This is a genomic window from Streptomyces cylindrosporus, assembly GCF_022698165.1.
In the GTDB taxonomy this organism is placed as follows: domain Bacteria; phylum Actinomycetota; class Actinomycetes; order Streptomycetales; family Streptomycetaceae; genus Streptomyces; species Streptomyces cylindrosporus.
This window is the reverse complement of record NZ_JALDAY010000005.1, coordinates 413,273-427,387: the sequence shown is the minus strand read 5'-3', so window position 1 is coordinate 427,387 and position 14,115 is coordinate 413,273. Positions and strand designations below refer to the sequence as shown.

Annotated in this window: 11 protein-coding genes; 7 read left to right on the top strand and 4 right to left on the bottom strand. The window is 69.9% G+C overall.

All coding sequences use genetic code 11. The features are described 5' to 3' along the window. Positions 1-200 precede the first annotated feature (200 nt). Both MQP27_RS18280 and MQP27_RS18275 read left to right on the top strand, forming a co-directional pair. Positions 201-4,004 carry a multifunctional oxoglutarate decarboxylase/oxoglutarate dehydrogenase thiamine pyrophosphate-binding subunit/dihydrolipoyllysine-residue succinyltransferase subunit gene (locus tag MQP27_RS18280; protein WP_242766255.1) on the top strand — a complete coding sequence of 1,268 codons (3,804 nt, stop codon included), beginning with the start codon at positions 201-203 and terminating at the stop codon, positions 4,002-4,004. Positions 4,005-4,089: 85 nt separating this feature from the next. Continuing rightward, complete coding sequence (locus MQP27_RS18275; RefSeq protein WP_164434833.1) at positions 4,090-4,272, top strand: DUF6104 family protein; 183 nt, start codon at positions 4,090-4,092, stop codon at positions 4,270-4,272. A 90-nt stretch (positions 4,273-4,362) separates the two neighbouring features. On the opposite strand, the gene MQP27_RS18270 is transcribed toward MQP27_RS18275, so the two are convergent. Then, positions 4,363-5,208 (bottom strand): hypothetical protein, encoded by an 846-nt coding sequence (locus MQP27_RS18270; RefSeq protein ID WP_242766254.1) that lies wholly within the window; start codon positions 5,206-5,208, stop codon positions 4,363-4,365. Positions 5,209-5,372: 164 nt separating this feature from the next. Between MQP27_RS18270 and MQP27_RS18265 the strand changes: the two genes are divergently transcribed. After that, a complete protein-coding gene (locus MQP27_RS18265) occupies positions 5,373-6,362 on the top strand; it encodes a DUF4097 family beta strand repeat-containing protein (RefSeq protein WP_242766253.1) in 990 nt (329 codons plus the stop codon). Position 6,363: 1 nt separating this feature from the next. Beyond that, positions 6,364-7,455, top strand: coding sequence for a PadR family transcriptional regulator (locus MQP27_RS18260; RefSeq protein ID WP_242766252.1), 1,092 nt, complete (start codon positions 6,364-6,366; stop codon positions 7,453-7,455). Positions 7,456-7,635: 180 nt separating this feature from the next. Here the strand turns inward: MQP27_RS18260 and MQP27_RS18255 are convergent, their stop codons facing one another. From MQP27_RS18255 to MQP27_RS18245, 3 genes are all read right to left on the bottom strand, one after another. After that, positions 7,636-8,223, bottom strand: a complete 588-nt coding sequence (locus tag MQP27_RS18255) for a YwqG family protein (RefSeq protein WP_242766251.1) — start codon at positions 8,221-8,223, stop codon at positions 7,636-7,638. A 148-nt stretch (positions 8,224-8,371) separates the two neighbouring features. Then, positions 8,372-9,349: a zinc-binding dehydrogenase gene (locus tag MQP27_RS18250; RefSeq protein WP_242766250.1), complete on the bottom strand. Its 978-nt coding sequence runs from the start codon at positions 9,347-9,349 to the stop codon at positions 8,372-8,374. A 299-nt stretch (positions 9,350-9,648) separates the two neighbouring features. Next, entirely contained in the window at positions 9,649-10,869 is a 1,221-nt protein-coding gene (locus MQP27_RS18245; RefSeq protein WP_242766249.1) for an NAD(P)-dependent malic enzyme, read from the bottom strand. A gap of 483 nt (positions 10,870-11,352) precedes the next feature. Between MQP27_RS18245 and MQP27_RS18240 the strand changes: the two genes are divergently transcribed. From MQP27_RS18240 to MQP27_RS18230, 3 genes are read left to right on the top strand one after another with little or no spacing between them, the layout of a single operon-like run. Continuing rightward, a complete protein-coding gene (locus MQP27_RS18240; protein WP_242766248.1) occupies positions 11,353-12,312 on the top strand; it encodes an ABC transporter substrate-binding protein in 960 nt (319 codons plus the stop codon). Positions 12,313-12,356: 44 nt separating this feature from the next. Beyond that, on the top strand, positions 12,357-13,295 hold the full coding sequence (locus MQP27_RS18235) for an amino acid ABC transporter permease (RefSeq protein WP_242766247.1): 939 nt from the start codon (positions 12,357-12,359) through the stop codon (positions 13,293-13,295). Continuing rightward, complete coding sequence (locus MQP27_RS18230; protein ID WP_278196210.1) at positions 13,292-14,065, top strand: amino acid ABC transporter ATP-binding protein; 774 nt, start codon at positions 13,292-13,294, stop codon at positions 14,063-14,065. Before MQP27_RS18235 ends, MQP27_RS18230 begins: the two co-directional genes overlap by 4 nt. The last annotated feature ends 50 nt before the right edge of the window (positions 14,066-14,115 follow it).

The window sequence follows — 14,115 nt, the reverse complement described above, 5'->3', positions numbered from 1 at the left end:
CCCGCATCGTCGTATGCCGGAATCGTGGATTCGTAGCGGAACCTCGCTTGTTTCCCGCCATTTCTGGGCGCGAAACGCGGTTTCCGGTGTGACTTACGCGACGATGACCTTGCTCGGCCTCACCTTCCCGGCCATGGGGGCGTAGCCTTTATTCCCGCTGTCCATCACCTTGTGAGAAGCGGAAGAGGGCGGTTGCCGCCGTGTCGCCACAGTCCCCCAGTAACTCGAGCATCTCGACCGACGACCAAGCCGGGAAGAACCCCGCGGCTGCGTTCGGTCCCAACGAGTGGCTCGTCGACGAGATCTATCAGCAGTACCTCCAGGACCCGAATTCGGTAGACCGAGCCTGGTGGGACTTCTTCGCCGACTACAAGCCGGGAGCGGCCTCCGCGTCGGCTCCGACGGGTACCACGGCGTCTCCCACGGCTCCCGCGGCGCCCGCCGCCCCGGCTGCTCCGGCCGCCTCCGTTCCCGCACCGGCCCCGGCCGCCCCCGCCGCGCCGAAGCCCGCTGCCGCCGCTCCGGCCCCGGCAGCCGCTGCTCCGGCAGCCGCTCCGGCTGCCGCGAAGCCCGCCGCTGCCGCCCCCGCCGCGAAGCCGGCGGCCAAGGCCGCGCCCGCGACGGAGGCCCCCGAGGGCCCCGAGCTGGTGACCCTGCGCGGTCCCGCCGCCGCCGTCGCGAAGAACATGAACGCCTCGCTGGAGCTGCCCACGGCCACGTCCGTGCGCGCGGTCCCGGTGAAGCTGCTCTTCGACAACCGCATCGTCATCAACAACCACCTCAAGCGCGCCCGGGGCGGGAAGATCTCCTTCACGCACCTGATCGGCTACGCGATGGTGCAGGCCATCAAGACGATGCCGTCGATGAACTGGCACTACGCGGAGAAGGACGGGAAGCCCACCCTCGTCAAGCCGCCGCACGTCAACTTCGGCCTCGCGATCGACCTGGTGAAGCCGAACGGCGACCGCCAGCTGGTCGTGGCGGGCATCAAGAAGGCCGAGACGCTGAACTTCTTCGAGTTCTGGCAGGCCTACGAGGACATCGTCCGCCGCGCCCGTGACGGCAAGCTGACGATGGACGACTTCAGCGGTGTCACCGTCTCGCTGACGAACCCCGGCGGCCTCGGCACCGTCCACTCGGTCCCGCGCCTGATGCCCGGCCAGTCGGTCATCATGGGCGTCGGCTCCATGGACTACCCGGCCGAGTTCCAGGGCACCAGCCAGGACACCCTCAACAAGCTCGGCATCTCGAAGGTCATGACGCTCACGTCGACCTACGACCACCGGGTCATCCAGGGCGCCGCCTCCGGCGAGTTCCTGCGGATCGTCGCGAACCTGCTGCTCGGCGAGAGCGGCTTCTACGACGAGATCTTCGAGTCGCTGCGCATCCCCTACGAGCCGGTCCGCTGGCTCAAGGACATCGACGCCTCGCACGACGACGACGTCACCAAGGCCGCCCGCGTCTTCGAGCTGATCCACTCCTACCGGGTCCGCGGCCATGTCATGGCCGACACCGACCCGCTGGAGTACCGCCAGCGCAAGCACCCCGACCTGGACATCACCGAGCACGGCCTCACGCTCTGGGACCTGGAGCGCGAGTTCGCGGTCGGAGGCTTCGCCGGCAAGTCGATGATGAAGCTGCGCGACATCCTCGGCGTGCTGCGCGACTCGTACTGCCGCACCACCGGCATCGAGTTCATGCACATCCAGGACCCCAAGCAGCGCAAGTGGATCCAGGACCGCGTGGAGCGCGGCCACTCCAAGCCGGAGCGCGAGGAGCAGCTGCGCATCCTGCGCCGCCTGAACGCGGCGGAGGCCTTCGAGACCTTCCTCCAGACGAAGTACGTCGGCCAGAAGCGCTTCTCCCTGGAGGGCGGCGAGTCCGTCATCCCGCTGCTGGACGCGGTGCTGGACAGCGCGGCCGAGTCCCGCCTGGACGAGGTCGTCATCGGCATGGCCCACCGCGGCCGCCTGAACGTCCTGGCGAACATCGTCGGCAAGTCGTACGCGCAGATCTTCCGCGAGTTCGAGGGCAACCTCGACCCGAAGTCGATGCACGGCTCCGGCGACGTGAAGTACCACCTGGGCGCCGAGGGCACCTTCACCGGTCTCGACGGCGAGCAGATCAAGGTCTCGCTGGCCGCGAACCCGTCCCACCTGGAGACGGTCGACCCGGTCATCGAGGGCATCGCCCGCGCCAAGCAGGACATCATCAACAAGGGCGGCACGGACTTCACCGTCCTGCCGGTGGCCCTGCACGGTGACGCGGCCTTCGCGGGCCAGGGCGTGGTGGCCGAGACCCTGAACATGTCGCAGCTGCGCGGCTACCGCACCGGCGGCACGGTCCACATCGTCATCAACAACCAGGTCGGCTTCACGGCGGCGCCCGAGTCCTCGCGCTCCTCCATGTACGCCACCGATGTGGCCCGCATGATCGAGGCCCCGATCTTCCACGTGAACGGCGACGACCCGGAGGCCGTGGTCCGCGTCGCGCGGCTGGCCTTCGAGTTCCGCCAGGCGTTCAACAAGGACGTGGTGATCGACCTCATCTGCTACCGCCGCCGCGGCCACAACGAGTCGGACAACCCGGCGTTCACGCAGCCCCTGATGTACGACCTGATCGACAAGAAGCGCTCGGTGCGCAAGCTGTACACCGAGTCCCTGATCGGTCGCGGCGACATCACCCTGGAAGAGGCCGAGCAGGCCCTGCAGGACTACCAGGGCCAGCTGGAGAAGGTCTTCACGGAGGTCCGCGAGGCCGTCACCGCCCAGCCGGCCGCCGGTCCGGTCTCCGACCCGCAGGCCGAGTTCCCGGTCGCCGTGAACACCGCGATCTCCACCGAGACCGTGAAGCGGATCGCCGAGTCCCAGGTCAACATCCCCGACTCCTTCCACGTCCACCCGCGTCTGCTGCCGCAGTTGCAGCGCCGGGCGGCGATGGTCGAGGACGGGACGATCGACTGGGGCATGGGCGAGACGCTGGCCGTCGGCTCCCTCCTCCTGGAGGGCACCCCGGTCCGCCTCTCCGGCCAGGACTCCCAGCGCGGCACCTTCGGCCAGCGGCACGCGGTCCTCATCGACCGCGAGACGGGCGAGGAGCACACCCCGCTCCAGTACCTCGCCGAGGACCAGGCCCGCTACAACGTCTACAACTCCCTCCTCTCCGAGTACGCCGTCATGGGCTTCGAGTACGGCTACTCGCTGGCCCGCCCCGACGCGCTCGTGATGTGGGAGGCGCAGTTCGGCGACTTCGTCAACGGCGCGCAGACCGTGGTCGACGAGTACATCTCGGCGGCGGAGCAGAAGTGGGGCCAGACGTCCGGCGTCACGCTCCTCCTCCCGCACGGCTACGAGGGCCAGGGCCCGGACCACTCCTCGGCCCGCGTCGAGCGCTTCCTCCAGCTGTGCGCGCAGAACAACATGACGGTGGCCATGCCCACCCTCCCGTCGAACTACTTCCACCTCCTGCGGTGGCAGGTGCACAACCCGCACCACAAGCCGCTGGTGGTCTTCACCCCGAAGTCGATGCTGCGTCTGAAGGCCGCCGCGTCGAAGACGGAGGAGTTCACGTCGGGTCAGTTCCGCCCGGTCATCGGCGACTCCACGGTCGACCCGGCCGCGGTCCGCAAGGTCGTCTTCGTGGCGGGCAAGCTCTACTACGACCTGGAGGCGGAGCGCACCAAGCGCGGCGCGACGGACATCGCGATCGTCCGCGTCGAGCGCCTGTACCCGCTGCCGGGTGCGGAGCTCCAGGCGGAGATCGCGAAGTACCCGAACGTCGAGAAGTACCTGTGGGCCCAGGAGGAGCCGGCCAACCAGGGTGCCTGGCCGTTCATCGCCCTCAACCTGATCGACCACCTGGACCTGGCGGTCGGCGCGGACGTCCCGCACGGCGAGCGCCTGCGCCGCATCTCGCGCCCGCACAGCTCGTCCCCGGCCGTCGGTTCCGCCAAGCGGCACCAGGCGGAGCAGGAGCAGCTGGTGCGTGAGGTGTTCGAGGCGTAACCATCCTCGAAGGCTGTACATGACCGGGCCGCACCCCTCTCCGGGGGTGCGGCCCGGCCGTTTGCGCGCACTTATCCTTGAGGGCATGTACTTCACCGACCGAGGCATCGAAGAGCTGGAGAAACGGCGCGGCGAGGAGGAGGTCAGCTTCGAGTGGCTGGCCGAGCAGCTGCGTACGTTCGTCGACCTCAATCCGGACTTCGAGGTGCCGGTGGAGCGGCTGGCGACATGGCTGGCGCGGCTGGACGACGAGGACGACGACGAGTAGGCCGGTGTGATGTGAGGCGCCTCTTCGGGGGCGCCTTTCGGCTTCCTGGGGGCGCCTCTTCCGGCTTCCTGGGGGGCGCCTTTGCGGGTTTCAGTCCCTCGGCCGCATCAGTTCGTACGTCAGCTCGTACGTCAGCCCCAGCGCCCCGTGCGCCAGCAGCAGCGCCCCTGCCGCTGCCCAGCCGCCGCTGTGCCGCCGTAGGCCCCAGAGCGTCAGGGGCAGGCCCGCAGTCACCTGGGCGAGGGCCAGGGCCCGGGAGCGGGGTGTGCCGGAGCCGGGGAGCCAGGGGCCCAGTCGGCCGCGGTCGACCGCGTCCAGTTCGGCCCGTACCGCCTCCCGCCAGCCCGGCCACTCCACGGGACGCGCGTCCTGCTGGGCGCCGGCGACCTCGCGGAGGCGGTCGGCGGGGTCGCCGGGGGTGAGGCCCGCGGGGAGGGCGACGCCCGCGTGAGTGAGGACGGCGAGCAGGCCCAGCAGGCGGGCTCGCGCGTCGGTCTCGGGGTCCGGCTTCGTCAGGTGGTCGAGGGACTGGACGTCCAGGACCGGGTCGAGGCCCAGGCGAGCCGCGAACGTGCGCATCGCCTCGTCCTCGCCGGCCGGGGTGCCGTTGGCGAGCCAGACATAGCCGACGGGGCGGCGGAAGCCGGAGGCGAGGGTGTAGCCGGCGCGGTCCGCGTCCCACCACAGGGCGAGTACGGGCCAGGGGGCGCCGACGGCGAGAGCGGTGGCCCAGCCGGTCAGGACGCGGTCGACGGGTTCGCCGCCGTGCAGCCACGGCTTGCCCTCGGGGACCAGGACGCTCCAGGTGTCGCCGGCGCCGGTCAGCAGCATGGGTTCGCGCAGCAGGTGGGCGGCGGGGGCGACGGACCCGGGCTCGGCGCGGCAGAGCAGCAGGGCGCCGGGGGCGGGACCGGGGCGGGGAGCTTCCGACGGCATGGTCACAAAATATGGCGGTTCTTGGCTTTTCGCTGCATTTCGCGTCACCGTCACCTTCGGGGCGGCAGCATCCCCGGAAAGGGTGTCTTGACTTTCCCCGGCCGCGATATATCGTGAATTGCAGGAGACGCGATATGGCGCGTTGCGACGGGGAGGTCTGCACCATGTCCGAGTGGTCCCTCGCAGAGCCGAGGAAGCTCACGTTCGAAGAGCCCGTGAGGGAGCTCCACGTACGCATCGTCAACGGAACGGTGAACGTGGTGGGCACGGAGGAAGGTTCCGCGCGCCTGGAGGTCTCACAGATCGAGGGCCCGCCCCTGGTGGTGACCCAGCAGGGCGGCACGCTCACGGTGGCGTACGACGACCTGCCCTGGAAGGGCTTCCTCAAGTGGCTCGACCGGAAGGGGTGGCGGCGCAGTGCCGTCGTCTCCCTCGCCGTGCCGGCCGACACGCACGTGGAGGTGGGCGTCGTCGGCGCCGCAGCCGTGGTCTCCGGTATCGACGGGCATGCGGAGGTGAAGGGCGTCACCGGGGACACGACACTCGTGGGGCTGACCGGCCGGGTCCGCGCGGACACCGTCTCCGGGAGCGTGGAGGCGCAGGCGCTGCGCGGAGACCTCCGTTTCAACTCGGTCTCGGGGGATCTGACCGTGGTCGAGGCGGGCTCCTCGGTCAAGGCGGACTCGGTGAGCGGCTCGATGATCGTCGACCTGGACCCGGCGAGCCGTCCGACCGACATCAACCTGACCAGCGTCTCCGGCGAGATCGCCATCCGGCTGCCCCACCCGGCCGACGCGGAGGTGGAGGCGAACACCGCGAGCGGCACGGTGTCGAACGCCTTCGAGGATCTGCGGGTCAGCGGCCAGTGGGGCGCCAAGCGGATCACCGGCCGCCTCGGCTCGGGCAACGGCAGCCTGAAGGCGACGACAGTCTCGGGCTCGATCGCCCTGCTGCGCAGGCCCGCGGCGGAGGACGAGCCATGGGACGTGGACCCCGAGGACATCGGTCCGGTGGTGGAGGACGCAGCCACTGATGCTGACGCCACCCCGGCGGGCGAGGACCACAGCGACTCGGGGGACAATTCCGCTTCCGGCTCGGACGACCGCGCGAGCGACGACCCGGCCGACGGCACGACCGACAAGAAGGTGCTCTGACATGCCCCCCGTGTTCGCCCATGGCCGCCTCCGCCTCTACCTGCTGAAGCTGCTGGACGAGGCCCCGCGCCACGGTTACGAGGTGATCCGCCTCCTCGAGGAGCGGTTCCAGGGGCTGTACGCGCCGTCGGCGGGCACCGTCTACCCCCGCCTGGCCAAGCTGGAGGCCGAGGGGCTGGTCACCCACACCACCGAGGGCGGCCGCAAGGTGTACGCCATCACGGACGCGGGCCGTGCCGAACTGGCCGACCGCAGCGGCGAGCTGGCCGACCTGGAGCTGGAGATCCGGGAGTCGGTCGCGGAGCTCGCCGCCGAGATACGGGCCGATGTGCGGGGCGCGGCGGGCGATCTGCGGCGCGAGATGCGGGCCGCCGCCTCGGAGGCCCGGCGGGGGCCCGGCGGCAAGGGCCACGGCGAGAAGGACGGCCCGCTCGGCGACTTCGCGGACTACGCCGACAAGGAGGCCTGGCGCGCCGCGAAGGAGGAGATGCGGCGGGTCAAGCAGGAGTGGAAGGAGCAGGCCCGCCGCGCCAAGGACGAGAGCCGCCGCGCCCGCGAGGAGGCCCAGCGGGCCCGGCGCCAGGCCAAGGAGGCGCAGGAGCGGGCCAGGGAGCAGGCACAGGAGGAGCTGCAGCGCATCGCCAAGCGGGTTCAGGAGCAGGTCCAGGACCACTTCGCGCGGGGCGACTGGCCGACGGGCGTGCGGGAGGGCCTGACCGAACTGGCCAAGGAGTTCGGCGACTTCGGGAAGGACTTCGGCAAGGGACTCGGAAAGGACTTCGGCTTCGGAAGGGGCGGAACCGGTACGACGGGGAAGGCCGCCGGCACGGGTGCGTCGACGTCGTCACCGGGGGCCGAGTACTCGTACACCCCGGAGGACTTCCCCATCGGGTACGAACCGGCGTGGGCACACGAGGACTCCAGCGGGGACGCGGCCCGCGACCTGGACCGCCTGCTCGACCGCTTCCGCGACGACATCCGCGACGCGGCCCGCGACCACGGCGTCACGGACGACCAACTACGCGACGCCCGCCGCCACTTGTCGTCGGCGGCGGCCCACATCGGCGCGATACTGCGGACACCGAAGACCTGACGGCCGGGGCCTGCGGGAAGCGTGCCCGGCTGGCCGCTGGCGCGAGCTGCGCGGGACTCCCGGCGATGCGGCCGACGCAAGCAGCGCCGGACTCCCAGCGGCGCGGCCTGCGCGAGCTGGGCGGACTCCCAGGCGATGGGGTCGGCGCTCCGGGCAGCCGCAGCCGCGCCGCCGTGGCCGTCAGCCGCACTGCCAGAGGAAGCGGCCCTCCTTGCCGTCCGGGGAGAGGAAGGCGTAACCGACGCCGGCGTCGCCGAAGTTGACGTGGAAGGGCAGGTCGCAGGAGTCCAGCTGGACGACGAGCTGCCAGTCGGCGCCGGGGGACTCCTCGCCCTGGAGCCAGTTGGGTTCGATGCCGGGGGTGCCGAGGAACTGCCAGGGGCGTTCGTCAGCATTCGCATCGGCGCCCGCACCGGCGGCACGCGGCACGTGGTCCTCCCCCGCACTCGGCCCCTCGGCCCGCTGTTCCACGGTCACGAAGCCCGGGACACGGCCGCCGGGTTGGACCACGAGGGCGTTCTCGCCGCCCTCGGGTTCATAGGTGCCGTCGACGAAGTCGTCCTCGCCGCCCGTCATGAACAGGTAGGCGAGGCGCCCGCCGCCCAGGGCGAACTGCCCGAGGAACTGCATCCGCTCCCCCGTCTCACGCGACAGCGGCCACTGCGGTTCCTCGATCCAGACGGGCTGCCCGCCCATCTTGGTCACCGCCTCACGCACGGCACCGCCCGCCGGTACGAACGCGAGCGGCACGGGCTCGGACACGGTCATGAGAGCTCCTTCGAAGGGTCGGGCCGACCTCGGCGCAGGCCACCCTAGAAGCAGCCACTGACACCCATGCCGGCCACACCAGGCGCGCGCCCACCCCGCGCCCGTCTCAGCCCTGAGCCCCGTCGCTCCAGCAGCCTCCCGGGAAGCGTCAGTCGTTGGTCAAGTCGTTGGTCAGGACGACCTTTCCGAACAGCTCGCCGGACTCCATCCGCTCGAAGCCCTCGCGGGCCCGGTCCATCGGCAGGATCTCGTCGATGACGGGGCGTACACCCGTCGCGGCGCAGAAGGAGAGCAGGTCCTCCAGCTCGTCCTTGGTGCCCATCGTGGAGCCGACGACCTTGAGTTCGAGGAAGAAGATCCGGGTCAGCTCGGCGTGCGAGGGGCGGTCACCGCTCGTCGCGCCGGAGATGACCAGCGTGCCGCCGGGCCGCAGCGACTTGATCGAGTGCGACCACGTGGCCGCGCCGACGGTCTCGATGACGGCGTCGACCCGCTGCGGCAGCCGCGCACCGGACTCCACCGCCTCCACGGCTCCCAGCTCCAGCGCCCGCTTCCGCTTGGCCTCGTCCCGGCTGGTGGCGAAGACCCGCAGGCCCGCCGCCTTGCCGAGCACGATCGCGGCCGTCGCGACACCGCCGCCCGCGCCCTGGACGAGGACCGAGTCGCCGGGCCGTACACCCGCGTTGGTGAAGAGCATGCGGTACGCCGTCAGCCAGGCCGTCGGCAGACAGGCCGCCTCCGCGAAGGAGAGCTCCTTCGGCTTGGGCAGGACGTTCCAGGTCGGTACGGCGACCTGCTCGGCGAAGGTGCCCTGGTAGCGCTCGGTGAGGATCGAACGGGGCTCCTTGGGGCCGACGCCGTGACCGGACTGGCCGATGACGGAGTGCAGGACGACCTCGTTGCCGTCCTCGTCGACGCCGGCGGCGTCGCAGCCGAGGATCATCGGCAGTCGTTCCTCGGGCAGGCCCACGCCTCGCAGCGACCAGAGGTCGTGGTGGTTGAGGGAGGCGGCCTTGACGTTGACGACACTCCAGCCGGAACGGGCCTCGGGAGCCGGACGGTCCCCCAGTTCAAGGCCGTTGAGCGGCTGGTCGCGGTCGATTCGGGCGGCGTAGACGGCGAACATGACCACGACGATAGGCGCCGGTTGCCTCCGGCGGTACGGCAGGGGGTTGTGACACTCGCCCTCTTGCCAAGCGTCGCCCGGCGTCCTGCCCGACCGTCCCTGGGGGCTGCCGCCCCCAGACCCGCTTCGGCCCTGAACGGGCCTCGTCCTCAAACGCCGGACGGGCTGGGTAAGCCAACCGTCGGCCGCCGACGGCGAGCCCCACCCACGGCAAACGCCCGCCCCTCGATCATCCGAATGGGTGGGCGGGTGGGTAAAGAAATGGCCCCGCCCAAACGGACGGGGCCATTCACGCGACCTCAGCGACGAGCAACGCCCTCCGCCCGCGCCGCCGCGGCCACCGCCGCGGTGACCGCAGGAGCGACCCGCTCATCGAACGGCGACGGGATGACATAGTCCGCGGCGAGGTCGTCACCCACGACCCCCGCCAGTGCCTCCGCCGCCGCGATCTTCATGCCCTCGGTGATCCGGGACGCCCGGACCTGCAGCGCGCCCGCGAAGATGCCCGGGAAGGCGAGGACGTTGTTGATCTGGTTCGGGAAGTCGGAGCGACCCGTCGCCACGACCGCCGCGTACTTGTGCGCGACGTCGGGGTGCACCTCCGGGTTCGGGTTGGCCATGGCGAAGACGAACGCGCCCTCCGCCATCGAGGCCACCGCCGGCTCCGGCACCGTACCGCCGGAGACGCCGATGAAGACGTCCGCGCCGGACAGCGCGTCCTCCAGCGACCCGGTGAGGCCCGCCTTGTTGGTGAAGCCGGCGACCTCGCGCTTGACGTCCGTCAGGTCGTCCCGGTCGGCCGACACGATGCCCTTGCGGTCGGCGACGGCCACGTCCCCGATGCCGGCCTCGACCAGCATCTTGGCGATGGCGACACCGGCCGCGCCGGCGCCCGAGATGACCGCGCGCAGGTCGGCGATGGACCGGCCGCTCAGCCGCGCGGCGTTCCTGAGGGCCGCCAGCGTCACGACCGCCGTACCGTGCTGGTCGTCGTGGAAGACCGGGATGTCCAGCCGCTCCTGGAGCTTGCGCTCGATCTCGAAGCACCGCGGCGCCGAGATGTCCTCCAGGTTGACGCCGCCGAAGGACGGGGCCAGCCGGACCACGGTCTCGATGATCTCGTCCACGCCGGTGCAGTCGAGCGCGATCGGCACCGCGTCGACGCCGCCGAACTGCTTGAAGAGGATGGCCTTGCCCTCCATCACGGGGAGGGAGGCCTCCGGGCCGATGTCGCCGAGCCCGAGCACCGCCGTACCGTCGGTGACGACCGCCACCACGGACGACTTCCACGTGTAGTCGTGGACCAGCTCCGGCTGCTCGGCGATGGCGGTGCACACCCGCGCGACGCCGGGCGTGTACGCGAGGGACAGGTCGTCCTTGTCGCGGACCGGCACGGTGGCCTGCACGGCCATCTTGCCGCCGCGGTGCAGCGCGAACGCCGGATCGAAGGAATCGAGGGGCTCGGCCCCGTCCTGATCCGTACTGCTGTCGCTGCGAGGATTGACGATCTCCGCTGCCACTTTGTTTACCCCTTAAGTCTTTATTGGTTGAGGGTGGCCACTCCTGGTGAGAAGTGGGCGGGACCGCGCATGCCCCGATCTATTGATGCGTACGGGTCATACGCGACGGGCGCGCCGCACACGCGCCTCGAGCCCCGGATGAGGGGTGTAAAGAACCTTCTTACCGGACGGACCGCACCGAAGACGAGTCCAATTGCGGGAACAGTGATCAACACCTCGGGGGCCGGTCCGTATCGTGGACGCGGCGAAGATTCTCCGGCCGGAACGCCGGATTCCCGCAGAAGGTCCGCAGATGGCGGGGGCATCATGTCCGAACATGGTGCGTTTCGGGGGTCACCCGTTATCCGATTTTGACATGGTGGGCACCCTGAACGGCTCCGTCCGAATGGCAAGATGCGGTAAACCCACGAGGTCGCGACACCCGAAGGTGTGTGTTCTCGTCGACCCATCGGCAACTCCACCCATCCGCCGGAGGAACCCAAAATGACCGCAAGCTCCACCCGTCGTACCACCGCCGCGCACCACCGTCTGGCCGCGGTCGGTGCGATCGCGGTCGCAGGCGCCCTGATCCTCACCGGCTGCGGTGACCAGACCAAGGACAAGGACAAGGGCAGCAGCAGCGCCTCCACGAGCTCGGCCCCGCTGGCCGGCAAGCTGCCCCAGGCCATCAAGGACAAGGGCGTCATCAAGGTCGGCTCCGACATCGCCTACGCCCCGGTCGAGTTCAAGGACAACTCCGGCAAGGTCGTCGGCATCGACCCGGACCTGGCCGCCGCGATGGGCAAGCAGCTCGGCGTGACCTTCCAGTTCGAGAACGGCACCTTCGACGCGCTGCTCACCGGTCTGCGTTCCAACCGGTACGACATCGCCATGTCCGCGATGACCGACAACAAGAACCGCCAGGAGGGCGTCGACCCCGACACGGGCAAGAAGGTCGGCGAGGGCGTCGACTTCGTCGACTACCTGACCGCCGGTGTCTCGATCTACACCCGCAAGGGCGACACCCAGGGCATCACGGACTGGGCCGGCCTGTGCGGCAAGAAGCTCGCCGTCGAGCGCGGCACCGTCTCGGAGGACCTGGCCAAGGCCGAGACCAAGAAGTGCACCGGCGGCAAGAAGATCACCATCGAGGCCTTCGACGACGACCAGCAGTCCCAGACCCGCCTGCGCTCCGGCGGCGCGGACGCGGCCTCCTCCGACTTCCCGGTCGCCGCGTACGCGGTGAAGACCTCGGGCGGCGGCAAGGACTTCCAGATCGTCGGCGACCAGGTCGAGGCGGCCCCGTACGGCATCGCGGTCTCCAAGGAGGACACCCAGCTGCGTGACGCGCTGCAGGCCGCGATGAACGCGATCATCAAGAACGGCGAGTACCAGAAGATCCTCGACAAGTGGGGCGCCGAGGACGGCGCCGTCAAGGAGTCCGTGATCAACGGCGGCAAGTGACGCCTCCCGACGGGCACCGAGACGGGCACTGAGAGGCAACACCCGTGACTTCTGACATCGACAAGACGGCGGGGCCGAAGGACACGCCCCCGGCCGGCCCGGAGGCCATCAAGGCCATTCCGGTCCGGCACTACGGGCGGTACGTCACCGCCGTCATCGCGATCGCCATCCTGGTCGCGATCATCTACGCGTTCGGCCAGGGCAAGATCAACTGGCACGCGGTCCCCGACTACTTCTTCGACGACCGCATCATGACCGGCGTCGGCAAGACCCTGCTACTGACGGTCCTGTCGATGCTGATCGGCATCGTCGGCGGCATCGTCCTCGCCGTCATGCGGCTGTCGAAGAACCCGGTGACCTCGTCGATCGCCTGGTTCTACATCTGGTTCTTCCGCGGCACCCCGGTCCTGGTCCAGCTGTTCCTCTGGTTCAACCTGGGCCTGGTCTTCGAGTACATCAACCTCGGGCCGATCTACAAGAACTACTGGTCCGACTTCATGACGCCGCTGCTGACGGCGCTGCTCGGCCTCGGCCTCAACGAGGCCGCGTACATGGCCGAGATCTGCCGCGCCGGCCTGCTCGCCGTCGACGAGGGCCAGACCGAGGCCGCCCACGCGCTGGGCATGAGCCATGGCAAGACGCTGCGCCGGATCGTGATCCCGCAGGCGATGCGCGTGATCGTGCCGCCGACGGGCAACGAGGTCATCAACATGCTGAAGACGACCTCGCTCGTGGCGGCCGTCCAGTATCCGGAGCTGTTCCGCTACGCCCAGGACATCGGCCAGAACTCCGGTGCCCCGGTGGAGATGTACTTCCTCGCCGCGGCCTGGTACCTGATCATGACCTCGGTCCTGAGCGTGGGCCAGTACTACATCGAGCGGTACTACGCGCGCGGTTCCAGCCGCGCCCTGCCGCCGACGCCCCTACAGAAGGTGCGCGCCAACCTGTTCTCACTCGGCCGCCCGAAGGGAGGCGCGGCATGACCGACTCGACGGTCGCCATGGTCAAGTCCGAGGGCGTGCACAAGTCCTTCGGCCCGGTCGAGGTCCTCAAGGGCATCGACCTGGAGGTCAAGTCCGGCGAGGTGTTCTGCCTGATCGGCCCCTCCGGCTCCGGCAAGAGTACGTTTCTCAGGTGCATCAACCATCTTGAGAAGGTCAACGCCGGGCGGCTGTACGTCGACGGCGAGCTCGTCGGCTACCGCCAGAAGGGCGACAAGCTGTACGAGCTCAAGGACAGCGAGGTCGCGCTCAAGCGCCGGGACATCGGCATGGTCTTCCAGCGCTTCAACCTGTTCCCGCACATGACCGCGCTGGAGAACGTCATCGAGGCGCCGGTGCAGGTCAAGGGCCAGAACAAGGCGGAGGCCCGGGAGCGCGCCCAGCAGCTCCTGGAGCGTGTGGGCCTGGCCGACAAGGCCGGCAACTACCCCTCGCAGCTCTCCGGCGGCCAGCAGCAGCGCGTGGCCATCGCCCGTGCTCTGGCCATGGACCCGAAGCTGATGCTGTTCGACGAGCCGACCTCGGCCCTCGACCCGGAGCTGGTCGGCGACGTCCTGGACGTCATGCGCGACCTCGCCGAGTCCGGCATGACGATGGTCGTCGTCACCCACGAGATGGGCTTCGCCCGCGAGGTCGGCGACAGCCTGGTCTTCATGGACGGCGGCGTGGTGGTCGAGTCCGGCAACCCGCGCGAGGTCCTGACCAACCCCCAGCACGAGCGGACGCAGTCGTTCCTGTCCAAGGTGCTCTAGCGGTACGACGGGAAAGGGGCGGTACGGGTACTCCGTACCGCCCCTTCTCG